The organism is Sphingomonas sp. IW22 (genome assembly GCF_041321155.1).
In the GTDB taxonomy this organism is placed as follows: domain Bacteria; phylum Pseudomonadota; class Alphaproteobacteria; order Sphingomonadales; family Sphingomonadaceae; genus Sphingomonas.
Genome location: NZ_JBGGWB010000012.1, coordinates 18229 through 42975, shown reverse-complemented (window position 1 = coordinate 42975; position 24747 = coordinate 18229). Strand labels below are relative to the sequence as shown.

Below are 24747 nucleotides of genomic sequence, written 5' to 3'. Positions count from 1 at the left end.
GAGCGATCCCGTTGACGGTGGGAGCCATCTGGCTCAGATTGCATGCCGCGCCGATGGTTGTCGGCGCATGGATATCTGCTGGCCAAAACCCGCCGCTGCTTCCCGACATAGGACGTTGTCCGATCTGATATGTGCAGGTGGGCCCCGGTCAATGAACAGCTCGGCCAGGGCCGCCAGCACATCTTCGTGGCGGAGCTGGCGGGCGACCACCAGCGCCAGGCACTCGCGGCTGGCCTCGTCGATGATCGTGAGGATGCGGAACTTACGCCCGTCGTGCGTCCTCGCCTCCACAAAGTCATACGCCCAGACATGCCCAGGATACTCCGGTCGCAGCCGAATACACGAGCCATCGTTCAACCACAGCCGACCGCGTTTTGGCTGACGCTGGGGCACCTTCAGCCCCTCGCGTCGCCAGATCCGTTCCACCCGTTTGTGGTTCACCGACCAGCCGGCCGCATGCAGCAATGCCGTCACCCGGCGATAGCCGTAGCGCCCGTACTGCCTGGCCAGCGCGACGATGTCGTCCGTCAGCGCCTCCTCGTCATCTGCCCCACACGGCATTTTCCGCTGTGTCGACCGATGCTGGCCGAGCACGCGGCATACCCGCCGCTCGGACACATCCAGCACCGCCCGCACCTGGTCGATGCACCGCCGGCGCCGTGCGGGGCTCAGAAGTTTCCCTTTGCCGCCTCCTGCAGGATCAGCTTGTCCAATGTCAGGTCCGAGATCGCGCGACGCAGCCGAAGGTTCTCTTTCTCCAGATCCTTCATCCGCCGGGCCTGATCTGTCTTTAGGCCGCCATATTCCTTGCGCCAGCGGTAATAGGTCTGCTCGCTGACTGCGATGCGCCGGCATGCCTCGGCAGTCGTTCCGCCCTGGCCCAGCATGATCTCAACCTCACGCAGCTTGCCGATGATCTCCTCGGGCTTGTGCTTCTTGGCAGGCATTCGTCGTCCCTTCCTTGATCCAGACTGTCATAGTCGATGGACCACTCAGAAGGGGGCAGCTCAGGCATGCGCTCAAAGGTGATCTTCTGGATCGGCTGTTCAGTGGCCGAATTCATAATGGCAGTAACGTTGCTCATCGCCGCAACGAAACCGAGAGGAGCCGCTTTCCGGCTACGGTTCGACCGCAGGTTGGTCCGTCCGGGAAATACGACACCTCTCCAAATATTCCCGGTAGTCCACCCAGAACTAAATCGATGGGGGATAATCGGTTGGTAAAGGGCGTGCTACCTAGATAGCTACCTAGCGCAATTGACGCCACTGGGCCCGCTGAAGGCAGTGTTGTAAGTGACTGAATTTACTGGTGAAGGTGGTGGACGCACTTGGGCTCGAACCAAGGACCCGCTGATTAAGAGTCAGCTGCTCTACCAACTGAGCTATGCGTCCACACCGTTTCAGGAGCGTCTTTCGACTGCTTCCCGCGTCGGGAGGTTCCCGCGTCGGGAGGCGCGCCACTAACACCCGACTCATGGGGCGGCAACCCCCTTTTTCAAAAAAGTTCAGATCAGACGACGAAAACCGGGGCGTGGCATTGTTGCGCGGTTCAGCGACATCAGGATGCCGACGCAGATCAGCACCGTCATCTGCGCCGACCCGCCAAAGCTGACGAGGGGCAGGGGAATGCCGACCACAGGCGCCAGACCCATCACCATCATCAGGTTGATGGCGACATAAAAGAAGATCGTCGTCGCCAGCCCAGCCGCCGCCAGCCGCGCAAAGCGTGTGCGACCGCGATGGGCGACGTTCATGCCCCACCGTATCAGCAGCATGAAGGCCAGGATCAGCAACACGCCGCCGGCCAGCCCCCATTCCTCTGCCATGGTCGCGAATACGAAGTCGGTATGTCCTTCGGGCAGATAGTCGAGATGGCTTTGCGTTCCCTGCAGGAAGCCCTTCCCGAACAAGCCCCCCGATCCAATCGCAATCTTGGACTGGCTGATGTGATAACCGGTCCCCAGCGGATCGCTTTCGGGATTCAGGAAGATCAGCACGCGATTGCGCTGATATTCATGCAGCAGATAATTGACCGCGATCGGGATCAGCAGGGCAAGGCCCAGCGCCCCGCCGATAAACAGCCGAAGCGGCACTCCGGCCAGAAACATCACCGTCAGCCCGCCGGCGGTTATCATCAGCGCGGTGCCGAGATCCGGTTGCAGCATCACCAGCCCCGCCGGCATGGCGATCAACAGTGCCGGCGGCCAGATGCCGTTCAGGCGCCGCACCTGACTGGGTGGAAGCAGCGCGTAAAGACGTGCCGCGGCCAGCACCATGAACAGTTTCATGAATTCGGAGGGTTGGATGCGGATGAACCCGAAATCCAGCCATCGCTGGCTGCCGCCGCCGACCGCGCCCAGCAATTCGACCGCGATCAGTGCGACCAGCGTGATGGCATAGCCGGGCAGGGCGATCGTCTCCCAGAAACGTCCCGGAATCCATGAGAGTACGACCGCCATGCCCATGAAAACCGCGAGCCGCAGTCCCTGTGACCATGCCCATGGCGTAAAGCTGCCGCCGGCCGCCGAGAACAGGACGACCGTCCCGAACCCGCCAATCGCCAGGATCAGCAACAACACATGCCAGGGCAGCTGCGCGATCGGCGCGGGGACCAGTTCGGACAGCCTCATTCCGGTGGCCTTGGCGAAGGTGTCGCAGCTGGCCCGGGCGGCGATGGCTCCGGCTGGGGGGAGGGGGTGGCAATAGGGATCGGTGCCTGTCGCACGATGCGGTACGCTTCGGCCTTGGCCGCCATTCGCGTGGTGAGGTCGCCGCCCCATTGCTTCTCGAACGCTTCCAGCGTTTCCAGCGCCTGTTTGCGATCGAAAAGATAGGTGAGCAGATCGCGAGCGACCGGGGCTGCGGCACCCGATCCGGACATACCGTGTTCGATCACGACAGCAACGGCGTAACGCGGTGCGTCCACCGGCGCAAAGCCGATGAACAGGCCATGGTCGCGATATTTCCAGGGCACGTTCATGCCGCCGCGCGCACCGCCGGCGATACGGCGCACCTGCGCGGTACCGGTCTTGCCGCCCATGCGGATGCCATCCAGCCGCAAACGGCTGCGTACCGCGGTACCCGCGCCATTCACCACTTCATCCATGCCGGACCGGATCAGCGCCATCCGCTCTGGCGTCACATCCAGCGACGGCGCGACGATCGGCGTGTCCGCAAGGATACGAGGCATCAGTGCCCGCCCGGACGCGATCCGCGAAGCCTGTACCGCCAACTGCAACGGGCTGGCCAGAATATAGCCCTGGCCGATGGACGCGTTCAGCGTATCCGCCGGAGTCCATTTCTGGTCATATTTCCGCAGCTTCCACGCGGGATCTGGCACGGTGCCATAACGCTGCGAGGGGAAGGGAAGCGGATATTCGGCACCGAGGCCCAGCTGGCGGGCGGCCTCGGCCACGGCGTCCATGCCAACCTCGCGGCCCATGGTGTAGAAATAGGTGTTGCAGCTCTTGGCAATCGCGCGGTGCAGGTTGACCGATCCGTGGCGGCCCAGACAGCGGAAGAAGCGGTTGCCCAGCTGATAGCCGCCGGGGCAATGCACCGTCCGATCCGGATCGACACCCGCACGAAGCGCTGCCAGCGCCGTGGCCGGCTTGAACGTCGATCCGGGGGGATACAGGCCCTGAAGCACCTTGTTCATCAAGGGCAGGTGATCGTCCCCGCTCAGCATGTCCCATTCAAGCTGGCTGATGCCGTCGGAGAAGCTGTTCGGATCGAAGGCAGGCATCGACGCCATTGCCAGGATCGAGCCATCGTGAACGTCGATTACGACGGCCGAGCCGGATTCATCGCCCAGCCGCCGGGCGGCATATTCCTGTAACCCGGCGTCGATGGTCAGCTTGATCGTGCCGCCGGGCACGTCGCGGCGTGTTTCCAGATCCCGAACGGGGCGACCGCGCGCAGTCACCTCGACACGCTTGGCGCCAGGAATGCCGCGAAGCGACTTTTCCAGCGCCTTTTCAAGCCCATCCTTGCCTAGTTTGAAACCGGGTGCGAGATAAAGCGGGTCTTTCGTTTCCTTGTATTGCTCGGCAGTCGCGGCGCCGACATAGCCGATCAGATGCGCGACGGCTGCTCCGGCAGGGTAGTTGCGGGCATACCCCTGAGTCGGCGCGACGCCCGGCAGTTCGGGCTGGCGAACGACTACGGCGGCGTAACGCTCCCAATCAAGGTTTTCTGCAACGGGCACAGGTTGCAGGCCGCGCGCGTCCTTCAAATCCTTCAAGACGCGCTCAACTTCATTGGGGTTGAGCTTCAGTAGTCGGGCCAGATCCGCCACCACGCGCGCTTCGTCCTCGATCCGCTCGGGGATAAGGTCGATGCGAAAGTCCGTGCGATTGTTGGCAATGGCGTGCCCATAGCGGTCGACCAGCCAGCCGCGCCGGGGTGGAATGAGCGTCAGGTTGACCCGATTGCTTTCGGCCAGCAGCCGATAGCGTTCGTTTTCGGCGACAGCCAGCCACGCCATCCGCCCGGCCAGCATGGTGCCAATACCCGCTTGCGCCAACCCGATCATTGTGGCGCGGCGCGAAAAGGTGAAGGTCTGTGCCGCCTCGGTCACCGACCGTTGGGGGCCGCTCATGGCCGCCCCTTAAGGTCCAACGCCGCGCACAGCCGTGCGATCAGCGGATAGAGAGCAATCGAAAGCGTGATCTGAAGCAACAGGACGGTTTCCACATGCGCGCCGATGGGAGACGCGATAAATCGACCCGCAATCAGGCAAAACCCGATTGCTCCGCCGGCCAAAAGCCAGTCCTGCCAGAAATCACGCGACACCAGCCGCGTATCTAGCACGTCGATGGCGATATATGACACCCCCCAGAGCAGCATCGAACTCCCGATGGGCTGTCCGCTGACCAGATCGTCGAACAGACCCAGGGGCGCAGCGGCCCAGACGCGAAGCACATCGGCCCGCAGCAAGCGCCAGCCCAGCAGCATCATCAGGCCGAACGGTGGCAGCCACGGCACCGTCGCGATCATCGGCGCCAGCGTGATGAGCGACCCGATCACCACGGTGATCGGTGCAATCCGGCGGGAGCGCCGCGGCGGCTCCGGCTCGGCAAAGGCGGAGCGCAGCGGCTCGCTCACTCGCCGTTCTCAGCCGGGGGGGCCGGCCGTGCTGGCGGCAACAGATAAGGGCGCTGGACCAGCGCGAAATCGAGCATGTCGGGGTTGGCCAGCGGACGCGCTTCGGCAGTGTCGCGCGCGTTGCGGCGCACACGCGCGACCGGAATACCCGGCGGATAAATACCGCCCGCGCCAGAGGTCACGAACACGTCGCCGGCGCGATAGGGCATGTTGGCGATGCCCGCCACGCGCACCTCGATCAACCCGTCGCCGCGACCGGTAGCAATGGCAGGCATGCCATCGCGCACCCGGCGAACGGGGATGATGCTTTCGGGATCGATGGCCAGCAGGACCCGGGCGGTATTGGGGCTGACCTCCAGCACGCGGCCGATCAGACCCTCTGGCCCGCGCACGGGATAGCCCGCGCGGACCCCCTGCCACAGGCCGGCGTTCAGGGTTGCAAAGCGCCGCGTACTGCTGCCGCTGGCATTGACCAGCCGGGCCGCGACCACGGTCTGCGCCTCACGTTCACGCAACTGAAGCAGGCGGCGCATCCGGATATTTTCGATGATCAGTCGCCGCGCCTGCTCGACCAGCCGGGCTTCGGCAATCCGCTGCGCCTTCAAGCGACGGTTTTCGCTCATCACGCCGAAATAGCCACCAACGCCGGGTGGAATGTCCGCAATGCTGCGGCGGATCCAGTGCAGGCCGCTGGAGACGGGCGTGGTGACTTCCCGCAAGATCCCGCGCGCTGCGATATAGGCCTGAGGGTTCAGGATCGACAGCACAAGCAGGATCGCGCCCACTAACGCGCCCAGCGTTGCGAACACATAACCCAGGAAAAGCACGAACTGCGCCCGGCGGGAAAAGCCGGGACGCCGTTTGCGTGGCGGCGCCATCCGCCCGCCCCCCTTATCAGACGGCGAGCAGAACGCCGCGGAAGATCGGATCCTCGAGCGCGCGGCCCGTGCCCAGTGCGACGCAGGTCAGCGGGTCTTCAGCGATCGTCACCGGCAGGCCGGTTTCGTCGCGCAGCACCTCGTCAATGCCCTGAAGCAGCGCACCACCGCCGGTCAGGACGATGCCCTGATCAACGATATCGGCGGCCAGTTCGGGGGCGGTGTTCTCAAGCGCGATACGAACACCCTCGACAATGGTGCCGACGGGTTCGGAAAGCGCCTCTGCAATCTGACCCTGGTTGATCTGGATTTCCTTGGGCACGCCATTCACCAGATCGCGACCCTTGATGTGGATCGTTGCGCCGATGCCGTCGACCGGCGGCTTGGCGCAACCGACTTCCTGCTTGATCCGCTCCGCCGTGGCTTCACCGATCAACAGATTGTGGTTGCGGCGGACATAGCTGACAATGGCTTCGTCCATCTTGTCGCCGCCGACGCGCACCGATGTGGAGTAGGCGAGGCCGCGCAGCGACAGCACCGCCACTTCGGTCGTGCCGCCGCCGATATCGACGACCATCGACCCGATCGGTTCGGTCACGGGCATGTCGGCACCGATCGCGGCGGCCATCGGTTCCTCGATCAGGAAAACCTGGCTGGCACCGGCGTTGGACGCCGCGTCGCGGATCGCGCGGCGCTCGACGCTTGTCGAGCCGGAGGGTACGCAGATCACGATCTGGGGCCAGCGGATGAACTTGCGCCCGCCATGCACCTTTTCGATGAAGTGCTTAATCATCTGTTCGGCGACGTCGATGTCGGCAATGACGCCGTCACGCAACGGGCGGATCGCCTCGATCGTGCCCGGGGTCTTGCCCATCATCAGCTTGGCGTCGTCGCCGACGGCCTTGACCTTCTTGACGCCGTTCAGGGTTTCGACCGCCACGACCGACGGTTCGTTGAGGACGACACCGCGTCCGCGAAGATAGACGACGGTATTCGCCGTCCCCAGGTCGATCGCCATATCGTGCGACATGAACTTGAACAAGCGCGAGAAAATCATCGACCAACCCGTCTTTGCCGCGCGCAGGATTGCGAACGGTCGTGGATGCTGCAGCGTCTAGCCGAAACCCGCCGCCTGCTGGAAGTCCAGCGCCGGATATGGGGTGGCGGTTGCGGGTCGCGGGATGCTGCCGCTTGGGCTAGGAGCGGGGTCATGTCAATACGCCGCCTGCCGTCACACCTGATCAACCGCATTGCCGCCGGGGAAGTTGTCGAACGCCCCGCCTCCGCGTTGAAGGAACTGGTCGAAAATGCAATAGATGCAAATGCTTGCCGAATTTCGGTGCGTTTGTCGGGGGGCGGGGTCGAGGGGATCGAGGTCGTCGATGACGGCTGCGGCATGGATGCCGAAGCCATGGCCTTGGCGCTGGAGCGCCACGCAACGTCCAAATTGCCCGAATCGCTATGGGATTCGGGCGCAATCGAAGGCGTCGCAACGCTCGGTTTTCGCGGCGAAGCGTTGCCGTCGATCGCCAGTGTCGCGCGCCTGACTCTCGAAAGCCGGGTGCGGGGGGCCGATGGCTGGCGCCGCGTCGTCGACAATGGCGTGCTGGTGGAGGAAGGGCCGGCGGCGCTTCCGCCCGGCACACGCGTTCGCGTGGATGGCTTGTTCGAGAGGATACCGGCGCGCCGCAAATTCCTGCGCAGCGCGCGGTCGGAATATGCAGCCTGTCTGGACGTGGTGCGGCGACTGGCAATGGCGCGGCCCGAAATCGGCTTTACGCTGGAGCATGACGGTCGCCGCATCCTGTCCGTCCAGCCCGATGAGACGCGGCCGGAGCGGGTGGCCGCACTGACCGACCGGGCGCTGGCGGACAATTCGGTCGCGGTGGATCTGGAGCGGGCAGGCCATGTGCTAGGCGGGGTTGCGGGTCTGCCGACGTTCAATCGCGGCGTGGCGGACCATCAATATCTGTTCGTTAACGGTCGCCCGGTGCGTGACAAGCTGCTCGTCGGTGCGGTGCGCGGCGCCTATGCCGAAATGCTGGCGCGCGATCGCCATGCCGTTGTGGCGCTGTTTCTGGATGTGCCGGCCAGCGACGTCGATGTAAACGTCCACCCGGCCAAGACCGAAGTGCGCTTTCGTGATCCGGCGCTGGTGCGTGGGCTGATCGTCAGCGGATTGCGGCGTGCGCTGGATGAGGCGGGTCACCGGGTGGTGCAGGCCGCCGATGCCGGTGCGATGACGAACTGGACTGCGGAGCCCGCCATGGCGCCAGCATATGCCCCCGCGCCCCAGAATTTCGCCTGGGGTCCGGCCATCACGCCGGGTGCGGGCGACGGGCTCGTCCGCGATGTTCGGCCGACCTTTCTGTCGCCGCCGCCCGCCGCGCGCGCCGAGCCGGCGGCAATGCCGGTGCCCGCCACGGTGCAGCATCCGCTCGGCGTTGCGCGCGGACAGGTCGCCCGCACCTATATCGTTGCTGAGGCGGAGGATGGGCTGGTGATCGTCGACCAGCATGCTGCACATGAACGGCTTGTGCTTGAGCGGATGCGCGGCGCCATTGCTGCGGGCAGTGTGAGGTCGCAGGCGCTGTTGCTGCCCGAGGTGGTCGAACTGGACGAACCCGCATGCGACCGACTGGAGGAGCGCGCCGCCGAACTGGCCGAATTCGGGTTGGAGGTCGAGCGGTTCGGCCCGCAGGCGATGCTGGTACGCGCGACGCCTGCACTGTTGGGACAAGGCGATGTGGCGGGGCTGATTCGCGATCTGGCCGATGAACTCGCTGCGCATGATCAGGCACTGTCGTTGAAGGAGCGCCTCGATCATGTGGCCGCCACCATGGCGTGTCACGGATCAGTGCGGGCGGGCCGTGTCCTGTCGGTTGCGGAGATGAATGCGTTGCTTCGGGAAATGGAGGTTACCCCTCATTCCGGCCAGTGCAATCATGGCCGCCCGACCTGGGTGAAGCTGGCGCATAGCGATATCGAAAAGCTGTTCGGCAGGCGCTGAACTGGGCTTGCGCCGCTCGACAGAGGCGATCAGCATGGGCGCATGGCACGGATTGCGTCCTATGCCGAGTTTTGGCCGCATTATCTGCGCGAACATGCGCGCGCGCGGACGCGGCGACTTCATTATGTCGGGACGGCGCTAACCTTTGTCTTTGCCGTCGTCGCGGTACTGGCCGGGGGCTGGTGGTGGGCGATGGTTCCGCTGGCGGGATATGGCTTTGCCTGGTTCGCCCATTTCCGGGTCGAGCGAAACCGGCCCGCGACGTTCAGCCATCCGCTGTGGTCACTGGTCAGCGACTATCGCATGTTCTTTCTCTGGCTTTTCGGCAGGCTCGATCAGCATCTACGCGCGGCGGGTGTCGAGCCGTACTGAGGCGGGCGCGGTTCATCGCACGGAAACCTTCGCCGCATTCGCGCATTATTGCGATGTACGGTTTTTCGAAGGCGTTGAGATGAGCAAGGTTGTTCCCGTGATCCTGTCGTTGATCCCGCTCGCCGCGGTCATCAGTGCGTGCGTGGCGGTTCCCTGACCGACCGGCGATCACTTCTGAGTTCCCAAGCAAAAGGGGCTGGCCGGTCACCCGGTCAGCCCCTTTTTCATACCCGCAAAGGGTCGGAAGCTTAGGCTTCCGGCTCTTCGGTGGCTTCTTCTTCGCGGACGATTTCGCCAGCTTCGAGGTTGGGATCGCGTTCTTCGACGAAGCCGCTTTCTTCCTTCTCGAACATCGCGGCCATCACGTCGACGCCCTGCGCCTGCATCTCGGCCTCTTCAGGCGAGCGAGCGACGTTGACCTTGACGGTCACCGACACTTCGGGGTGCAGCGCGACGCGGACTTCGTGCAGACCGATCGACTTGATCGGCTTGTCCAGAATGACCTGCGACTTGGTCACCTTGTGACCTTCGCTTTCCAGCGCCTCGACCAGATCGCGAACCGCGACCGAGCCATAGAGCTGGCCGACGTTCGAAGCCTGACGGATCAGGGTGACCGTCACGCCATCCAGCGACTTTGCCTCGCCCTCGGCCTCGGTGCGGCGGGCGGCATTATCGGCCTCCAGACGCTCACGATTGGCTTCGAACACGCGGCGGTTCGCGTCATTGGCGCGAAGAGCCTTCTTGCGCGGCAGCAGGAAGTTGCGGGCGAACCCGTCCTTCACCGTGACCACGTCACCGATGCGGCCAAGCTTTTCGACGCGCTCCAGCAGAATGATTTCCATGGGATCCGCTCCTTACTTCACGACGTAGGGCAGCAGGCCCAGATGACGGGCGCGCTTGATGGCCTGGGCCAGCTCGCGCTGCTTCTTGGCGCTCACCGACGTGATGCGGCTCGGCACGATCTTGCCGCGCTCGGACACGAAACCCTGGAGCAGACGCACATCCTTATAGTCGATGCGCGGAGCGTCCTTGGCCGAGAAGGGGCAGCTCTTGCGGCGGCGGAAAAACGGGCGTGCCATTAGTTGTTCTCCCCTTCCTCACGCTCGCGGCGGGGGCCGCGGTCACCACGATCGCCGCGGTCGCCACGATCGTCGCGGTCACGGCGACGCTCACGGTCGCCCTTGCGCATCATGACGGTCGGGCCGGCTTCATGCGCGTCGACGCGGACGGTCATGTAGCGGATGACGTCTTCGTTGATTTGGGTCTGGCGCTCCAGCTCGGCAACGACCTCACCGGGTGCGTCGATCTCCAGCATCACATAATGCGCTTTGCGGTTCTTCGCGATGCGATAGGCGAGGCTGCGAAGGCCCCAGGTCTCGGTCTTGACGACCTTGCCTTCCATCGATTCGACGATCTTCGTGGCGTTTTCCGCCAACGCGTCCACCTGCGCCTGTGCCAGATCCTGGCGGGCGAGGAAGACGTGCTCGTAAAGAGCCATGTCTTCGTTCCTGTCTTGGCCGATCGCTGACCCATGCGCCCATCGCATGGCCCCTCCGGCTGTCGTCCGTGCAATGTAATCCGGGGCGGAAAGGCGAACCCTTCCACCCCGGATGCAGGTGGCTCTTACGGATTTCGGCCCGAAAGGCAAGTGGGAAGGCCGTTCCCTTGCCCCCGGCGGCCGATTAGCGGATTGCCCCGCCGATGACCGCGCCGATCAGGCCAGATGCCAGGGCGACCAGCACCGCATCGTTGCCCGACTGCACCCACTGATAGCCGCGGGGCGGGGCATAGACACCGCGATTGCGGTAAGCGCGATAGTCGATCTGGCGATAGTTGTTGGCATAGCGACGGTCGAACCGCTGGCCGCGCGCCCACTGGCGGGCATTGTTATGGCGGATCACCGTCCGTTCGCGATAGCCGCGGCCCCGATCGACGATCACGGTGCGGTTGGGCCGCTCCTTGACCACGCGATAACCCTGCGGCGCGGCGCTGGCGATCGTGGGCGCCGCAACCATGGATGCGGCGACGGCGGCGAGCATCAGCTTCTTCATCGTTCGTCTCCTCGTTCAAATTCTTGCCGGACTGTTCCGGCGATGAAGACAATCTGGCGCCCACCTGTCGCAACCCTATCGCGGGATGTGAACAAAAGGGTCACAGATTGTCGCAGCCCCGCCGGGACTTGAAAGGTTTCGCCGTTCGGGCGTAGGCGCGGGCGCTTCCACGTCTCAGGAGCGATCCAATGCGCGCGTTCATCTTTCCCGGTCAGGGTAGCCAGGCAGTCGGCATGGGCCGCGCTCTGGCCGAGGCCAGCCCCTATGCCCGCGAGGTTTTTGGCGAAGTCGATGAGGCGCTGGGCCAGAACCTGTTCCGCCTGATGACCGAAGGGCCGGAAAGCGACCTGACGCTGACCGAAAATGCCCAGCCGGCAATCATGGCAAATGCCATCGCAGTGCTGCGCGTGCTGGAAAAGGAAGGCGGCGTGACGCTTTCCGACAAGGCCGATTTCGTCGCAGGTCACTCGCTGGGCGAATATACCGCGCTGTGTGCAGCGGGCGCGCTGGACCTGGCGACGACCGCGCGGCTGCTGAAGCGGCGCGGGCAGGCGATGCAGGCGGCCGTGCCGGTGGGTGAGGGCGCGATGGCCGCGCTGCTGGGTGCCGACCGCGAGAAGGCGCAGGCAATCGCCGATGCCGCCGCCGAGGGCGACGTCTGCACCATCGCCAACGACAATGACCCGTCGCAGGTCGTGATTTCGGGCGCGCGCGGGGCGATCGAGCGCGCGGTGGCAATTGCAAAGGACCATGGAGCCAAGCGCGCGGTACTGCTCCCCGTGTCGGCCCCGTTTCACTGCCCGCTGATGCAGCCCGCCGCCGATGTGATGGAGCAGGCGCTGGGTGCCGCCCCGGTCCAGGCGCCGCTGGTCCCCGTCTATGCCAATGTCACCGCCGCGCCGGTTGCCGACCCGGTCGTCATCCGCGCGCTGCTGGTCGAACAGGTGACGGGCATGGTCCGCTGGCGCGAATCGGTGCTGGCGATGCATGAGGCGGGCGTTGCCCACTTCGTCGAGCTTGGCGGCAAGGTGCTGTCGCCGATGGTCAAGCGCATTGCGCCCGACGCGACGACGGCCAGCATCATTGGCATGGACGATATCGAAGCGCTGTTGAACGCGCTCTGAGGAGATTTAAGCATGTTCGACCTTACAGGCATGACGGCGCTGGTGACCGGCGCATCGGGCGGAATCGGATCGGCCATCGCAAAGGCGCTGGCGGGGCAGGGCGCGCGTCTGGCGCTTTCCGGCTCGAACGCCGATAAGCTGGAGGCGTTTCGCGCCGAGCTGGGCGGCGATCATGTCGCGCTGGCGTGCAACCTGTCCGACGGTGCAGCCGTGGATGCGCTGGTGCCGCAGGCGGTAGAGGCGCTGGGCGGCAAGCTGGATATTCTCGTCAACAACGCCGGCGTCACGCGCGACAACCTGCTGATGCGGATGAAGGATGACGAATGGGATCAGGTGATCCGCGTCAATCTTGAGGCGGCATTCCGCCTCGCCCGTGCGGCGGCGCGCCCCATGATGAAGGCGCGGTTCGGCCGGATCGTCTCGATCACCTCGGTGGTGGGCGCCACCGGCAATCCGGGGCAGGCGAATTATGCCGCGTCAAAGGCTGGGCTGGTCGGCATGTCCAAGGCGATGGCGCAGGAACTGGCCAGCCGCGGCATCACCGTGAACTGCGTGGCGCCGGGCTTCATCCGTTCGGCGATGACCGACGTTTTGCCCGAAGCACAGAAGTCCGCGCTTCTAGGTCGCATCCCGGCCGGCGATCTTGGCACCGGCGAGGATATCGGCGCGGCCGTGGTCTATCTCGCCAGCCGCGAGGCGGGCTATATCACCGGCCAGACGCTGCACGTGAATGGCGGTATGGCGATGCTGTAAGCACCGCACGGCGCCAGCATAGCGCCAGTAACCCAAGGGTCATGACGGGCGCGAGCGGCACCGCCGCCGCGCTCGCCAGCGGCCGCAGGATCAGGGGGGCGACGAAGATGGTGAGCATCGCCGCCTTCTCATATGGCAGGAACCGCTCGTCGCGCCCCCGTACCGCCAGCCATGCCAGCGGCCACGCCAACAGGGTTAGGTCATAGTCCAGCAGAAAGGGTGACGCGGCCAGCGTCGCCGCCACCAGCAACGCATTCTGATCGCGTGCCAGCAGCCGCAGCCGCGCTGCCCGCCAGATGAGCGCAACCGCAGCCACAGCGCCCGCCGCATGAACAAGATAGCTCGACAACGTCGACAAGCCGACGACACGCGCGGCGGCGAAGATGCTGACCATTTTTGCGTGGGAAACGAGCCCGGTTTCCAGTGTCGTTCGTGCTAGTTGTCCGCCGCCCAGAAAGCCTGACCAGGCATCCTGCCCAAGCGCGATCAGGCTGATGAGGCAGAGCGCGGCTGCGGACGCGCCCATCGCCACAAATGCACGCCACTCACCGCGAAGCGCGAAGGCGAGCGGGAGCAGCACGGCCAGATGGGGCTTCACCACCAATGCGCCAAGCACGATTCCCGCGACAACGGGGCGGCGCGGAAGCAGCATCAGACCGGCGCCCATCAACGCCGCCGTGAGAAAGCCGTTCTGCCCATGCCCGATGTTCAGCAGAACCGCCGGGAATGCGAGCGCGAGGATCAGGGTTCGCCCCAGAGGCCAGTCGAGCCACCGCGCCGCGACGGCCAGATAGGCCGCACCGGTCATCCCCAGCCACAGCAGTAGTGCCGGCCCGTAATCGATCAGGCCCAGCGGCAGGCACAAGAGCAGGAACGGTGGCGGATAGAAAAAAGCATAATAGCCCTGCCCAACGCCAAACATCGCCGCTTGCAGCGCGCCGTGCGTGGCCGGGTCGTATGCCTGCGCCGCGCCGTGAATGATGGTAACGCGCGCAGCCGTCCAGAAGCTGACGAAATCGGTACCGATCTGCTTCCCGGTCAGGTCCCGCCCGCCGACAGCCATCAGATACCAGATGATCAAAACGACCGCGCAAGCCCCGCCGGAAGCGATTCGCCAGCGGCGAAGGCGCGCGTCGTCCAGCCATTCGAGCATGCGGAGCGATGGGGCGAAAGAGCCGAACTGCATCATTTGGCCCTTAGCCGAAAGAGATTGACCGATCGCTAAGCGGCCCGAACCTCTTGCCAGCCGGAACCAGCCGCTTTAGGGCGTTCGGGAATTCTAAAAATACCCACAAGAGGAACTTGGGAATGAGCGACACCGCCGATCGCGTGAAGAAGATCGTCGTCGAAAATCTGGGCGTCGAGGCCGAGAAGGTGACCGAGGACGCCAGCTTCATCGACGATCTGGGCGCCGACAGCCTCGACATCGTCGAGCTGGTCATGGCGTTTGAGGAAGAGTTCGGCGTCGAAATCCCTGATGACGCGGCCGAAAAGATCACGACCGTCCGCGACGCGATCACCTATATCGACGAGCACAAGGGCTGATTTGCCCCAGTATCGTTGAAGCATTCACGGCCCCCCGTTCGCGCCTTCCGGCCGGGCGGGGGGCCGTTTGTTTATCAAAGCGATGCTTGACAGCGCCATCGGCAAGCCGTTGATCGCGCGTGTGCGAACGGACTTGCCATCATGGTAGGTGCGATCATCGCGCGGTTGCCGGAGGGGCCGGTGCCGCAAGGTTAAGGCCCCTCACCGGGTCGCTGAACGGAGAGTCTGAATGCGCCGCGTCGTTGTCACCGGCCTCGGTCTTGTCACGCCGCTGGGCGCGGAAGTGGAGACCGTTTGGAAAAACCTGATCGCCGGAAAATCGGGCGCTGGGCGGATTACGCGCTTCGACCCGACCGACTATAAATGCCGCATCGCGTGCGAGGTGAAGCCCGCGGACCATGAATATGGTTTCGACCCCAACAAGCGCGTCGACCACAAGGTCCAGCGGCAGGTCGATCCTTTCATCGTATTCGGCATCGACGCCGCCGGGCAGGCGATTGAGGATGCCGGCCTGACCGACATGACCGAGGAAGAGCGGTACCGCGCCGGTTGCTCGATCGGCGCAGGGATTGGCGGCCTGCCGGGGATCGAAAGCGAGTCGCTCGTTCTTGATCGCAAGGGCCCGAGTCGCGTCAGCCCTCACTTCGTTCATGGCCGCCTGATCAACCTGATCTCCGGACAGGTCTCGATCAAATATGGCCTGATGGGCCCCAATCACGCGGTCGTTACCGCCTGTTCGACCGGTGCCCATTCGATTGGTGACGCCGCGCGCATGATCGCGATGGACGACGCGGACGTAATGCTGGCGGGCGGCGCGGAAGGTGCGATCTGTCCGATCGGCATCGCCGGTTTCGCCCAGGCGCGCGCGCTGTCGACAAATTTCAATGACACGCCGGAAAAGGGCAGCCGCCCCTATGACCGCGATCGCGACGGCTTCGTCATGGGCGAGGGCGCGGGCGTGGTCGTGCTGGAAGAGTATGAGCGTGCCAAGGCGCGCGGCGCCAAGATCTATGCCGAGGTGATCGGCTATGGTCTGTCGGGCGACGCCTATCACGTGACGGCGCCGCACCCCGAAGGATCGGGTGCCTATCGCAGCATGGAAATGGCGATGCGCAAATCCGGCCTGTCGCTGGCGGACATCGATTATGTGAACGCACACGGCACCTCGACGCCGTTGGGCGATGAGCTGGAACTGGGCGCGGTACGCCGCCTGTTCGGCTCGGCGCTGGACGGCATGTCGATGTCGTCGACCAAGTCGGCGATCGGCCATTTGTTGGGCGGCGCGGGTGCGGTCGAGTCGATCTTCTGCATTCTGGCGATGCGCGACGGCATCGTTCCGCCGACGCTGAACCTCGACAATCCCAGCGAGAATTGCGCGGGCGTCGACCTGGTTCCGCACAAGGCCAAGGAGCGCAAGGTGCGCGCGATCCTGAACAATTCGTTCGGGTTCGGCGGCACCAATGCTTCGCTGGTGATGAAGGCAATCGACTGAGACCGCGGCGATGAAGCGCGTCGGCTGTCTGGGCCTGTTCGCCGGTCTGGCACTGATCGCGGCGCTGTTCGCGCTGGTGCAGATGTGGAGCGGCGCAGGCCCGCTGGAGGCCGACCGCAACGTGGTCGTGCCGGAAGGCGCTTCGCTGACGCGTGCGGCAGAGGAGATGGAGCGTGCGGGGGCGATTACGTCGGCCCGCCGCTTCGTGTTGCTGTCGAAGCTGCTCGGCGGTTCTGACCCGATTCGAGCTGGTGAATACCCGATCCCGGCGGGTATCAGCCAAGCCGATCTTCTCGAGTTGATGCAGCAGGGCAAGGTCGTTCAGCGTCTGGTTGCCGTACCGGAAGGGCTGCCGTCGGTCCTGGTACACGAAGCCCTGATGCGCGCACCCGAACTGACGGGTAAGGTTGCCGTGCCGGAAGAGGGTTCGGTGCTGCCCGACAGCTACAGCTATGAACGGGGTGAGACACGGGCCGCGGTGCTGGCGCGGATGCAACAGGCGATGGATCGCTATCTTGCCGATGCGTGGAAGCGCCGCAAGCCAGGACTTGTCGTCACCACCCCGCACGAGGCGGTTATCCTTGCCTCGATCGTCGAGAAGGAAACGGCCAAGGAGGCCGAGCGGCGGACGGTCGCGGCGGTCTATTCGAACCGGCTGCGGCAGGGAATGCGGCTTCAGGCTGATCCGACGATCATCTATCCGTTGACCAAGGGGCGCCCACTGGGCCGCCGCATCCGCCGTTCGGAAGTCCGCGCAGTCAACGGCTATAACACCTATTCGATGGCAGGACTGCCGCAGGGGCCGATCGCAAATCCCGGCCGGGCGAGCATCGACGCGGTGTTGAACCCGGCGGAGTCGTCGGCGCTGTATTTCGTTGCTGACGGCACGGGCGGACATGTCTTTGCCGACACCCTTGAGCAGCATAACGCCAATGTGGCGAAGTGGTACGCCATTCGCCGTGCGCGCGGCGAGATGGAATAATCAACCGAACAGCGCGCGCACGGGGTTAGCCGGATCGGCGAGCAGCTTTGCCGTCAGCGCAAAGGACATGATCACCAGCAACAGGCGCGCGCCCTTACCCCCATAGCGAAGTGCGATCCACGCGCCGAGCTGATTGCCCAGGACATTGGCGACCGCCATAGTCAGCCCAAGCGCCCACAACACCTTACCCCCCGCCATCATGGCGATCAGCCCGGCAAGGTTGGTCGACAGATTCAGGAACTTGGTATTGGCGATGGCGCGGACCAGGCCCAGCCCGCCAAGCGCGACCAGGGCCGTCGTCAGGAACGAACCCGTACCGGGGCCGAAAAAGCCATCGTAAAAGCCGATGCAGCCCGCCACCGCTGTCAGGCCCGCGCGGCCCAGCAACGCCTGGCGATCCACTTCGCTCATGGGGGGAGCGAGCAGGAAATACAGGCCCATCGCGATCAGCAGCACCGGCACGACAAGCGCAAGAAACGCCGTGTCGACAAACTGAACCGCCGTTGCTCCCGCGACCGATCCGCCAAAGGCGGCGGCGGCGGCCACCGCGAACGCGCGCAGGTCGACATGTCCTGCACGATGGAAGCGCAGAAATGCCGACGCGGTGCCGATCGTGCTTTGCAGCTTGTTGGTCGCCAGTGCCGCGACGGGCGGCACACCGGCGGCCATCAACGCCGGAATGGTCAGCAGGCCGCCGCCCCCTGCAATCGCATCCACGCCCCCCGCGACAAAGGCCATGGCAACGATGAACAGCACCGCATCAAAGCTCACCTCCAGCATCGACACACTTCCCCTAATCCTCGAACAGACAGGGGCGCCCCGGTCGAACCGGGACGCCCCATCCATTTAGTCAGCTGTGTCAGCCGGAAATTACTTCCAGTCGGCCATCGCGGTTTCGAGGTTCAGGCGAATCGCTTCGAAGAACTGCTCGGTCGTCATCCACGGCTGATCCGGGCCGATCAGGATGGCGAGATCCTTCGTCATCTGACCCTTCTCGACGGTTTCGACGCAAACGCGCTCAAGCGTTTCGGCAAAGCGGGTCACGTCCGGGGTACCGTCGAACTTGCCGCGATACTTCAGGCCGCCGGTCCACGCGAAGATCGAGGCGATCGGGTTGGTCGACGTCGCCTTGCCCTGCTGGTGCTGGCGATAGTGGCGGGTGACGGTGCCGTGCGCTGCTTCCGCCTCGATCGTCTTGCCGTCCGGCGTCATCAGCACAGAGGTCATCAGACCCAGCGAGCCGAACCCCTGAGCAACAGTGTCCGACTGGACGTCGCCGTCATAGTTCTTGCACGCCCACACGAACTCGCCATGCCACTTCAGTGCCGACGCGACCATGTCGTCGATCAGGCGGTGCTGATATTCGATACCGGCTTCCTTGAACTGCGGTTCGAACTCGGTCTCGAACACTTCCTGGAAGATGTCCTTGAAGCGCCCGTCATAGGCCTTCATGATCGTGTTCTTGGTCGACAGATAAACCGGCCAACCGCGGCCGAGCCCATAGTTCAGGCTGGCACGGGCGAAATCTCGGATCGAGTCATCCAGGTTGTACATCGCCATCGCGACGCCCGCGGACGGAAACTTGAACACTTCCTCGTCAATGACGGTGCCGTCGTCGCCTTCGAACACCAGGCGTAGCTTGCCGGGGCCAGGCACCTTGTAATCGGTCGCGCGATACTGGTCGCCGAATGCGTGGCGGCCGACGACGATCGGGTGCGTCCAGCCCGGAACCAGGCGGGGAACATTCTTGATCACGATCGGCTCGCGGAAAACCACGCCGCCGAGGATGTTGCGGATGGTGCCGTTCGGCGACTTCCACATCTTCTTCAGGCCGAATTCCTCGACCCGCTGTTCGTCGGGAGTGATCGTAGCGCATTTTACGCCAACGCCATATTTCTGGATTGCCTTCGCCGAATCGACCGTGATCTTGTCGTCGGTCTCGTCGCGCTTCTCAACCGCGAGGTCGTAATATTCGAGGTCGATGTCGAGATAGGGGAGGATCAGGCGCTCGCGGATCCATGCCCAGATGATCCGCGTCATCTCATCGCCGTCGATCTCCACGACCGGCGTTTTTACCTTGATCTTCGCCATCAATGTCTCGCTTTGCCTAAGGGAGGGTTGGTGTCTCCCCTAAGGGCTGGGCGCTTGCGGATCAACCGGGCCGCATGGTTGGTCGTGGCGTCGGTGATGCATTTGATTGTGTCGCGGTGACAGGACGGATACATCGGGTCGATGCCTTCACTCAAAAAGCCGCCAGTCACCACCTCCACCGTCAAATGGCGCTTTCCCGCCGTTCATCCCGAGGGGCGCAAATATGTCCTGGTCGCCGGCGCGATCTCGGCGCTTGCCCTGTTCATAGGGGGATGGTTCTGGGCGTGGCCGTTCATCGGTCTGACGATCTGGGTTGCGGCATTTTTCCGCGATCCCGTCCGCGTGACCCCGCAGGAACCCGGCCTGATTATCGCGCCCGCCGACGGGCTGGTGACGATGATCCAGCAGGTGCCGTTGCCGCCCGAACTCGCCGGGCCGCATGGACTGGGCGACGGGCCGCTGACGCGCGTGTCGATCTTTATGAGCGTGTTCGACGTCCACATCAATCGCACGCCGGTAACCGGCACGGTGCGGCAGGTCGTGTATATCTCAGGCAAGTTTGTGAACGCCGATCTGGACAAGGCTTCGGACGAAAACGAGCGTCAGCATATCATCGTTGAGGCGCCCGACGGGACCCGCTTCGGCTTTACGCAAATTGCCGGTTTGGTCGCGCGCCGTATTCTTGCGTTCGTGAAGCCGGGGGACATGATCGTCGCGGGGCAACGTATCGGCCTGATCCGCTTTGGCAGCCGGGTCGATGTGTTCCTGCCGCATGGCTACGCGCCGCAAGTGATCCTTGGTCAACGCAGCATTGCCGGTGAGACGGTCATCGGGCGTCTGGGCAACAACCGTCCGACCGGAGTGGCGCAGTAATGGTACCACCCCGGCCCGCCCGCCCACGTCGCGGTTTGCCGCTGCGCGCGATTGCGCCCAACGCCGTCACCGCGCTTGCACTTTGTTCAGGCCTGTCGGGCATCCGCTTCGCCATTGGGGGGGAGTGGGAACGCGCGGTTCTGATGATCCTGCTGGCTGGCGCACTGGACGGGATCGACGGCCGCATCGCGCGACTGATCCGCGGCGAAAGCCGGTTCGGAGCAGAGTTGGACAGCTTGTCCGACGCAATCAGCTTTGGCGTGTCACCCGCCCTGATCCTTTACCTCTGGTCGATGATGGAGGGGGCGCGAGTTGGATGGCTGGCGGCGCTTGTCTATGCCGTATTCTGCGCCCTGCGCCTGGCGCGGTTCAACGCAAGCATCGACGTCAAGGAACAGCCGCATAAATCGGCAGGTTTCTTGACCGGCGTGCCAGCGCCCGCCGGTGCAGGGTTGGCGATGCTGCCGCTTTATCTGTGGTTCTGGACGGGGGAGGCGGCGTTCCGTTCCCCATGGCTGGTCACGCCCTGGGTCGCATTCGTCGCATTCCTGATGGTGTCGAGCCTCGCCACCTTCTCCTGGTCTTCGCTTCGCCTGCGACGCAATGTCAGGTTCGAGGCGCTGGTCGTGCTGGTAATCTTTGCCGCCGCCGTCGTGTCAGCGCCGTGGCAAACGCTGACGGCGATTTCGCTCGCCTATCTGCTGACCATCCCGTTCAGCATTTCCAGCTATGCGCGTGCTAAGCGACTGCGCGCAGGTTTGCCGGCGACGCCGTCAGCCGAGGCGTAGCGCGCCGTTCGCCGCGCGGCGCCAGCGGCGGCAGCGCCCCGACCCGCGTCTGGGTGCCATGGGTCAGCAGACACAGGATACGGGACTGATAGGGAAGGATCGTCGCAACGATGGTCGCCATCGCGGTGACGAATGCGAACGCGAAAAGAGCGAAAGCCGAAATGTCCACCACTTGACGAACTCCCGAACGGAATGGCGCCGTTAACGATTGATCGAACGCTAACAGCCTTGCGACGAAACGGTTCCTGAGACCTGTTATGACCCCTTTGTGTTCTCACTGCGTTCCGACGTCAAGTATTGATTGCGCTGCGCGTTTCGGTTAAGGGCGCGCGCTCAACCCGCATGGGAAGCCCATATACCGGTGCTCCGGGCAGCCTTTCAGGCATGTCCAGGGTCGCTTGCTTCCCAGAGGACTAACCGGAAGGAGAATATCTCATGGCGGCACCTGTCGTCACGCTTCAGCAGCTTCTCGAATCAGGCGCGCATTTCGGCCACCAGACGCACCGCTGGAACCCGAAGATGAAGCCCTACATCTTTGGCGACCGCAACGGCGTCCACATCCTCGACCTCAGCCAGACCGTGCCGCTGTTCGCGCGGGCACTGGAGTTCGTGTCGTCGACCGTGGCCGGCGGTGGCAAGGTGCTGTTCGTTGGCACCAAGCGCCAGGCGCAGGAAGCCGTCGCTGACGCCGCCCGCAAGTCGGGCCAGCATTTCGTCAACCACCGCTGGCTGGGCGGCATGCTCACCAACTGGAAGACGATTTCGGGTTCGATCAAGCGCCTCAAGACGCTGGAAGAGCAGCTGTCGGGCGACACCCACGGCCTGACCAAGAAGGAAGTGCTGAACCTGACCCGCGAGCGCGACAAGCTTGAGCTGTCGCTGGGCGGTATCCGCGACCTGAACGGCATTCCTGACATCATGTTCGTGATCGACGCGAACAAGGAAGAGCTGGCGATCAAGGAAGCGAACACGCTGGGTATTCCCGTCGTCGCGATCCTCGACTCGAACGTTTCGCCCGACGGCATTGCTTTCCCGGTTCCGGCGAATGACGACGCCAGCCGTGCGATCCGTCTGTATTGCGAAGCGATGGCGATTGCCGCGACCCGCGGCAACAACCAGGCTGCGATGCAGAGCCAGGATTTTGGCGCGATGGCCGAACCCCCGGTCGAGCCGGTGCTGACCGAGGAAGCGCCCGCCGCAGAGGCAACCGCGCAGGCCTGAGCCGTTTGAGCGCTTCCGGTTCAGGCCGGTTGCGTCACCAATTTGTCATCCGGGCGGGGCAGGGCGCGATGCACTGACCCCGCCCGCATCATAAGAAGGATATGAACATGGCCGAGATCACCGCTGCCGCCGTCAAGGAACTGCGCGAGCGTTCGGGCGCCGGCATGATGGATTGCAAGAAGGCGCTGGCTGAAAACAACGGCGACATGGAAGCTGCTGTCGACTGGCTGCGTACCAAGGGCCTTGCCGCGGCTGCCAAGAAGTCGAGCCGCACCGCAGCCGAGGGTTTGGTCGGCGTTGCCGTCGCCGGGACCAAGGGTGTGGCGGTCGAGGTCAATTCCCAGACCGACTTCGTTGCGAAGAACGAAATCTTCCAGGGCTTTGTCCGTGACGTCACTGCACTGGCGCTGGAAGCTGGCGACGACGTTGCCGCGATCAAGGCCGCCCAGATGCCGCAGGGTGGCACGGTCGAAGAGGTGCTGACCAACAACATCTCGACCATCGGCGAGAATCAGGTGCTGCGTCGCGCCAAGCGCGTCGAAGTGTCGCAGGGCGCTGTCATCCCCTATGTCCACAACGCAGCCGCACCGGGCCTCGGCAAGATCGGCGTGCTGGTCGCGCTCGAATCGGACGCAGGTGTCGATGTGCTCGAACCGCTGGGCAAGCAGATCGCGATGCACGTCGCAGCAGCTTTCCCGCTGGCGCTGGACGAAAGCGGCCTCGACGCCGACGTTCTGGAGCGCGAGCGCCAGATTGCGACCGAAAAGGCAGCCGAGAGCGGCAAGCCGGCTGAGATCATCGCCAAGATGGTCGAAGGCTCGGTGAAGAAGTTCGCCAAGGAAAATGCGCTGCTGAGCCAGCCGATCGTCATGGACGGCAAGACCCCCGTGGCGGATGTCGTTGCCAAGGCGGCCAAGGATGCGGGCGCGTCGATTAAGCTGGTCGATTATGTGCGCTTCCAGCTGGGCGAAGGCATTGAAAAGGAAGAGAGCGATTTCGCGGCAGAGGTTGCTGCGACGGCCGGTCTCCACAAGAACTGATCCCCTTCACGCCTTGCCCTTTTGCGGGGCAGGCGTAATAGGTTGGCACGACGGCGCGGGGCTTCTAAGGTCCGCGCCGTTTTGCTGCCCCCTCCAGACATCGGAACGCCATGACCCGCCCGACCTTCAACCGCATCCTCCTCAAGCTGTCGGGCGAAGTCCTGATGGGCCAGGGGCAATATGGTATCGACCCCGCAACCTGCGAACGGGTCGCGCGCGAGGTGAAGGCGGTCGTCGATGGCGGGCATGAGGTCTGCATGGTCGTCGGCGGCGGTAATATCTTCCGCGGGCTGGCCGGCGCGGCGCAGGGCTTCGACCGTGCGTCGGCCGATTATATGGGCATGCTGGCGACCGTGATGAACGCGCTGGCGATGCAGAATGCGCTGGAGCAGCAGGGGATCGACACGCGCGTCCAGTCCGCCATACCGATGGCCAGCGTCTGCGAACCCTATATCCGCCGCAAGGCGCAGCGGCATATGGAGAAGGGCCGCGTCGTGCTGTTCGCGGCGGGTACCGGCCTTCCGTTTTTCACCACTGATACCACCGCGGCGTTGCGGGCGGCCGAAATGGGCTGTGATGCGCTGCTGAAGGGCACCAGCGTCGATGGCGTTTACGATGCCGATCCCAAGAAGGTGCCTACGGCGACTCGTTATGACGAGCTGAGCTACGACCGGGTGCTCGCCGACAACCTGAAGGTGATGGACGCCAGCGCCGTGGCCCTGTGCCGCGATAGCGACATCCCAATCGTCGTTTTCAACATCCGTGACGAAGGCAATCTCGCCGCCGTGTTGCATGGCGAGGGTACCGCGACCATCGTCCGCAAGTCCGCATAATCGAAAAGGAGAGCCGAATCATGGCCGCCGCATATGAAAAGGCAGACCTCGAACGCCGCATGGCCGGCGCGGTCGAATCGCTGAAGGGGGATCTGTCGGGTCTGCGCACTGGACGCGCGTCGACGTCGCTGCTCGATCCGGTGACGGTCGAGGTGTACGGCGCACACATGCCGCTCAGCCAGGTTGCGACCGTCTCCGCGCCCGAATCGCGCATGCTGTCGGTGCAGGTCTGGGACAAGTCGAATGTCGGTCCCGTCGAAAAGGCGATCCGATCGGCCGGCCTGGGTCTGAACCCGATCAATGATGGCCAGACGCTGCGCCTGCCGATCCCCGACCTGACCGAAGAGCGCCGGAAGGAACTTGCCAAGCTGGCCGGGCAATATGCCGAAAAGGCGCGGGTCGCCGTTCGCAACGTCCGCCGCGACGGCATGGACAGCCTGAAGGCCGACGAGAAGAAGGGCCTGTTGTCCGAGGACGAGCGCAAGCGTCATGAGGGCGAGGTCCAGAAGCTGACCGATGCAACCATCGCGGACATCGACGCCACCGCCGCGGCCAAGGAAAAGGAAATCCTCGGCAAGTGAGCGTTCGC

27 protein-coding genes, 1 tRNA gene and 1 pseudogene are annotated in these 24747 nt (G+C 64.2%); 14 read left to right on the top strand and 15 right to left on the bottom strand.

Annotated features, from left to right (window positions below; translation table 11 throughout):
- Positions 1-114 precede the first annotated feature (114 nt).
- The 7 genes and pseudogenes from ACAX61_RS19135 to ACAX61_RS19105 form a co-directional block, all read right to left on the bottom strand.
- Positions 115-947: pseudogene (locus ACAX61_RS19135) on the bottom strand (IS3 family transposase); the annotation flags it as partial.
- 368 nt (positions 948-1315) lie between these two features.
- Positions 1316-1391 (bottom strand) — tRNA-Lys (locus tag ACAX61_RS19130).
- Between the two features lie 113 nt (positions 1392-1504).
- A complete protein-coding gene (rodA, locus tag ACAX61_RS19125; RefSeq protein ID WP_370716173.1) occupies positions 1505-2629 on the bottom strand; it encodes a rod shape-determining protein RodA in 1125 nt (374 codons plus the stop codon).
- Positions 2626-4599, bottom strand: coding sequence for a penicillin-binding protein 2 (gene mrdA, locus ACAX61_RS19120; RefSeq protein ID WP_370716172.1), 1974 nt, complete (start codon positions 4597-4599; stop codon positions 2626-2628). Before mrdA ends, rodA begins: the two co-directional genes overlap by 4 nt.
- Positions 4596-5105 (bottom strand): rod shape-determining protein MreD, encoded by a 510-nt coding sequence (gene mreD, locus ACAX61_RS19115; protein WP_370716171.1) that lies wholly within the window; start codon positions 5103-5105, stop codon positions 4596-4598. Before mreD ends, mrdA begins: the two co-directional genes overlap by 4 nt.
- Positions 5102-5983 carry a rod shape-determining protein MreC gene (gene mreC, locus ACAX61_RS19110; RefSeq protein WP_370716170.1) on the bottom strand — a complete coding sequence of 294 codons (882 nt, stop codon included), beginning with the start codon at positions 5981-5983 and terminating at the stop codon, positions 5102-5104. The genes mreD and mreC overlap by 4 nt, the downstream gene beginning before the upstream one ends.
- Positions 5984-5999: 16 nt before the next feature.
- Positions 6000-7040, bottom strand: a complete 1041-nt coding sequence (locus ACAX61_RS19105) for a rod shape-determining protein (RefSeq protein WP_370716169.1) — start codon at positions 7038-7040, stop codon at positions 6000-6002.
- Positions 7041-7193: 153 nt separating this feature from the next.
- Between ACAX61_RS19105 and mutL the strand changes: the two genes are divergently transcribed.
- Genes mutL through ACAX61_RS19090 form a run of 3 tightly spaced genes read left to right on the top strand, consistent with a single transcriptional unit; the run spans position 7194 to position 9522 of the window.
- Positions 7194-8993: a DNA mismatch repair endonuclease MutL gene (gene mutL / locus ACAX61_RS19100; protein WP_370716168.1), complete on the top strand. Its 1800-nt coding sequence runs from the start codon at positions 7194-7196 to the stop codon at positions 8991-8993.
- A gap of 42 nt (positions 8994-9035) precedes the next feature.
- Positions 9036-9365 (top strand): Mpo1-like protein, encoded by a 330-nt coding sequence (locus ACAX61_RS19095; RefSeq protein ID WP_370716167.1) that lies wholly within the window; start codon positions 9036-9038, stop codon positions 9363-9365.
- Positions 9349-9522, top strand: coding sequence for a hypothetical protein (locus ACAX61_RS19090; RefSeq protein WP_370716166.1), 174 nt, complete (start codon positions 9349-9351; stop codon positions 9520-9522). The genes ACAX61_RS19095 and ACAX61_RS19090 overlap by 17 nt, the downstream gene beginning before the upstream one ends.
- A gap of 91 nt (positions 9523-9613) precedes the next feature.
- On the opposite strand, the gene rplI is transcribed toward ACAX61_RS19090, so the two are convergent.
- The 4 genes from rplI to ACAX61_RS19070 form a co-directional block, all read right to left on the bottom strand.
- A complete protein-coding gene (rplI, locus tag ACAX61_RS19085) occupies positions 9614-10207 on the bottom strand; it encodes a 50S ribosomal protein L9 (protein ID WP_370716165.1) in 594 nt (197 codons plus the stop codon).
- A 12-nt stretch (positions 10208-10219) separates the two neighbouring features.
- Positions 10220-10444: a 30S ribosomal protein S18 gene (rpsR, locus tag ACAX61_RS19080; RefSeq protein WP_007403456.1), complete on the bottom strand. Its 225-nt coding sequence runs from the start codon at positions 10442-10444 to the stop codon at positions 10220-10222.
- The gene (gene rpsF / locus ACAX61_RS19075; protein WP_370716164.1) at positions 10444-10863 is read right to left on the bottom strand and encodes a 30S ribosomal protein S6; all 420 of its coding nucleotides are present in this window, start codon (positions 10861-10863) and stop codon (positions 10444-10446) included. The genes rpsR and rpsF overlap by 1 nt, the downstream gene beginning before the upstream one ends.
- Before the next feature lie 184 nt (positions 10864-11047).
- Positions 11048-11416 (bottom strand): RcnB family protein, encoded by a 369-nt coding sequence (locus tag ACAX61_RS19070; protein WP_370716163.1) that lies wholly within the window; start codon positions 11414-11416, stop codon positions 11048-11050.
- Positions 11417-11604: 188 nt separating this feature from the next.
- Here ACAX61_RS19070 and fabD point away from each other — a divergent pair, with 188 nt between their 5' ends.
- Entirely contained in the window at positions 11605-12540 is a 936-nt protein-coding gene (fabD, locus tag ACAX61_RS19065; RefSeq protein WP_370716162.1) for an ACP S-malonyltransferase, read from the top strand.
- Between the two features lie 12 nt (positions 12541-12552).
- Positions 12553-13293: a 3-oxoacyl-[acyl-carrier-protein] reductase gene (fabG, locus tag ACAX61_RS19060; protein ID WP_370716161.1), complete on the top strand. Its 741-nt coding sequence runs from the start codon at positions 12553-12555 to the stop codon at positions 13291-13293.
- Here the strand turns inward: fabG and ACAX61_RS19055 are convergent.
- On the bottom strand, positions 13247-14446 hold the full coding sequence (locus ACAX61_RS19055) for a glycosyltransferase family 87 protein (protein WP_370716160.1): 1200 nt from the start codon (positions 14444-14446) through the stop codon (positions 13247-13249). The genes fabG and ACAX61_RS19055 overlap by 47 nt on opposite strands.
- Positions 14447-14601: 155 nt before the next feature.
- Here ACAX61_RS19055 and ACAX61_RS19050 point away from each other — a divergent pair, with 155 nt between their 5' ends.
- The 3 genes from ACAX61_RS19050 (at position 14602) to mltG (ending at position 17312) form a co-directional block, all read left to right on the top strand.
- Positions 14602-14838, top strand: a complete 237-nt coding sequence (locus ACAX61_RS19050) for an acyl carrier protein (RefSeq protein ID WP_256507241.1) — start codon at positions 14602-14604, stop codon at positions 14836-14838.
- A gap of 229 nt (positions 14839-15067) precedes the next feature.
- The gene (gene fabF / locus ACAX61_RS19045; protein WP_370716159.1) at positions 15068-16330 is read left to right on the top strand and encodes a beta-ketoacyl-ACP synthase II; all 1263 of its coding nucleotides are present in this window, start codon (positions 15068-15070) and stop codon (positions 16328-16330) included.
- 10 nt (positions 16331-16340) lie between these two features.
- Positions 16341-17312, top strand: a complete 972-nt coding sequence (gene mltG / locus ACAX61_RS19040) for an endolytic transglycosylase MltG (protein ID WP_370716158.1) — start codon at positions 16341-16343, stop codon at positions 17310-17312.
- Here the strand turns inward: mltG and ACAX61_RS19035 are convergent, their stop codons facing one another.
- Positions 17313-18092, bottom strand: coding sequence for a TSUP family transporter (locus ACAX61_RS19035; RefSeq protein ID WP_370716157.1), 780 nt, complete (start codon positions 18090-18092; stop codon positions 17313-17315).
- Between the two features lie 90 nt (positions 18093-18182).
- Positions 18183-19403 carry an NADP-dependent isocitrate dehydrogenase gene (locus ACAX61_RS19030; protein WP_370716156.1) on the bottom strand — a complete coding sequence of 407 codons (1221 nt, stop codon included), beginning with the start codon at positions 19401-19403 and terminating at the stop codon, positions 18183-18185.
- 141 nt (positions 19404-19544) lie between these two features.
- Here ACAX61_RS19030 and ACAX61_RS19025 point away from each other — a divergent pair, with 141 nt between their 5' ends.
- Together ACAX61_RS19025 and ACAX61_RS19020 are read left to right on the top strand one after the other, a co-directional pair.
- The gene (locus tag ACAX61_RS19025; RefSeq protein ID WP_370716155.1) at positions 19545-20276 is read left to right on the top strand and encodes a phosphatidylserine decarboxylase; all 732 of its coding nucleotides are present in this window, start codon (positions 19545-19547) and stop codon (positions 20274-20276) included.
- Entirely contained in the window at positions 20276-21064 is a 789-nt protein-coding gene (locus tag ACAX61_RS19020) for a CDP-alcohol phosphatidyltransferase family protein (RefSeq protein ID WP_370716154.1), read from the top strand. The genes ACAX61_RS19025 and ACAX61_RS19020 overlap by 1 nt, the downstream gene beginning before the upstream one ends.
- Here ACAX61_RS19020 and ACAX61_RS19015 read toward each other — a convergent pair.
- Positions 21015-21233 (bottom strand): hypothetical protein, encoded by a 219-nt coding sequence (locus ACAX61_RS19015; RefSeq protein WP_370716153.1) that lies wholly within the window; start codon positions 21231-21233, stop codon positions 21015-21017. The two genes, ACAX61_RS19020 and ACAX61_RS19015, sit on opposite strands and share 50 nt — an antisense overlap.
- Before the next feature lie 266 nt (positions 21234-21499).
- Between ACAX61_RS19015 and rpsB the strand changes: the two genes are divergently transcribed.
- From rpsB to frr, 4 genes are all read left to right on the top strand, one after another.
- Positions 21500-22285 (top strand): 30S ribosomal protein S2, encoded by a 786-nt coding sequence (rpsB, locus tag ACAX61_RS19010; protein ID WP_370716152.1) that lies wholly within the window; start codon positions 21500-21502, stop codon positions 22283-22285.
- 107 nt (positions 22286-22392) lie between these two features.
- The gene (gene tsf, locus ACAX61_RS19005; RefSeq protein WP_370716151.1) at positions 22393-23325 is read left to right on the top strand and encodes a translation elongation factor Ts; all 933 of its coding nucleotides are present in this window, start codon (positions 22393-22395) and stop codon (positions 23323-23325) included.
- 110 nt (positions 23326-23435) lie between these two features.
- Complete coding sequence (gene pyrH, locus ACAX61_RS19000) at positions 23436-24158, top strand: UMP kinase (RefSeq protein ID WP_370716150.1); 723 nt, start codon at positions 23436-23438, stop codon at positions 24156-24158.
- A gap of 20 nt (positions 24159-24178) precedes the next feature.
- A complete protein-coding gene (gene frr / locus ACAX61_RS18995) occupies positions 24179-24739 on the top strand; it encodes a ribosome recycling factor (RefSeq protein WP_370716149.1) in 561 nt (186 codons plus the stop codon).
- The last annotated feature ends 8 nt before the right edge of the window (positions 24740-24747 follow it).

Coding starts and splice junctions, on each gene's coding strand:
- ACAX61_RS19035 (WP_370716157.1), bottom strand. CDS start 18,092: ATGCTGGAGGTGAGCTTTGATGCGGTGCTGTTCATCGTTGCCATGGCC.
- ACAX61_RS19030 (WP_370716156.1), bottom strand. CDS start 19,403: ATGGCGAAGATCAAGGTAAAAACGCCGGTCGTGGAGATCGACGGCGAT.
- ACAX61_RS19055 (WP_370716160.1), bottom strand. CDS start 14,446: ATGCTCGAATGGCTGGACGACGCGCGCCTTCGCCGCTGGCGAATCGCT.
- ACAX61_RS19095 (WP_370716167.1), top strand. CDS start 9,036: ATGGCACGGATTGCGTCCTATGCCGAGTTTTGGCCGCATTATCTGCGC.
- fabF (WP_370716159.1), top strand. CDS start 15,068: ATGCGCCGCGTCGTTGTCACCGGCCTCGGTCTTGTCACGCCGCTGGGC.
- frr (WP_370716149.1), top strand. CDS start 24,179: ATGGCCGCCGCATATGAAAAGGCAGACCTCGAACGCCGCATGGCCGGC.
- mutL (WP_370716168.1), top strand. CDS start 7,194: ATGTCAATACGCCGCCTGCCGTCACACCTGATCAACCGCATTGCCGCC.
- mrdA (WP_370716172.1), bottom strand. CDS start 4,599: ATGAGCGGCCCCCAACGGTCGGTGACCGAGGCGGCACAGACCTTCACC.
- rpsB (WP_370716152.1), top strand. CDS start 21,500: ATGGCGGCACCTGTCGTCACGCTTCAGCAGCTTCTCGAATCAGGCGCG.
- ACAX61_RS19070 (WP_370716163.1), bottom strand. CDS start 11,416: ATGAAGAAGCTGATGCTCGCCGCCGTCGCCGCATCCATGGTTGCGGCG.
- ACAX61_RS19050 (WP_256507241.1), top strand. CDS start 14,602: ATGAGCGACACCGCCGATCGCGTGAAGAAGATCGTCGTCGAAAATCTG.
- tsf (WP_370716151.1), top strand. CDS start 22,393: ATGGCCGAGATCACCGCTGCCGCCGTCAAGGAACTGCGCGAGCGTTCG.
- ACAX61_RS19025 (WP_370716155.1), top strand. CDS start 19,545: ATGCCTTCACTCAAAAAGCCGCCAGTCACCACCTCCACCGTCAAATGG.
- rpsR (WP_007403456.1), bottom strand. CDS start 10,444: ATGGCACGCCCGTTTTTCCGCCGCCGCAAGAGCTGCCCCTTCTCGGCC.
- ACAX61_RS19105 (WP_370716169.1), bottom strand. CDS start 7,040: ATGATTTTCTCGCGCTTGTTCAAGTTCATGTCGCACGATATGGCGATC.
- ACAX61_RS19020 (WP_370716154.1), top strand. CDS start 20,276: ATGGTACCACCCCGGCCCGCCCGCCCACGTCGCGGTTTGCCGCTGCGC.
- fabG (WP_370716161.1), top strand. CDS start 12,553: ATGTTCGACCTTACAGGCATGACGGCGCTGGTGACCGGCGCATCGGGC.
- pyrH (WP_370716150.1), top strand. CDS start 23,436: ATGACCCGCCCGACCTTCAACCGCATCCTCCTCAAGCTGTCGGGCGAA.
- mreC (WP_370716170.1), bottom strand. CDS start 5,983: ATGGCGCCGCCACGCAAACGGCGTCCCGGCTTTTCCCGCCGGGCGCAG.
- rplI (WP_370716165.1), bottom strand. CDS start 10,207: ATGGAAATCATTCTGCTGGAGCGCGTCGAAAAGCTTGGCCGCATCGGT.
- fabD (WP_370716162.1), top strand. CDS start 11,605: ATGCGCGCGTTCATCTTTCCCGGTCAGGGTAGCCAGGCAGTCGGCATG.
- mltG (WP_370716158.1), top strand. CDS start 16,341: ATGAAGCGCGTCGGCTGTCTGGGCCTGTTCGCCGGTCTGGCACTGATC.
- rpsF (WP_370716164.1), bottom strand. CDS start 10,863: ATGGCTCTTTACGAGCACGTCTTCCTCGCCCGCCAGGATCTGGCACAG.
- rodA (WP_370716173.1), bottom strand. CDS start 2,629: ATGAGGCTGTCCGAACTGGTCCCCGCGCCGATCGCGCAGCTGCCCTGG.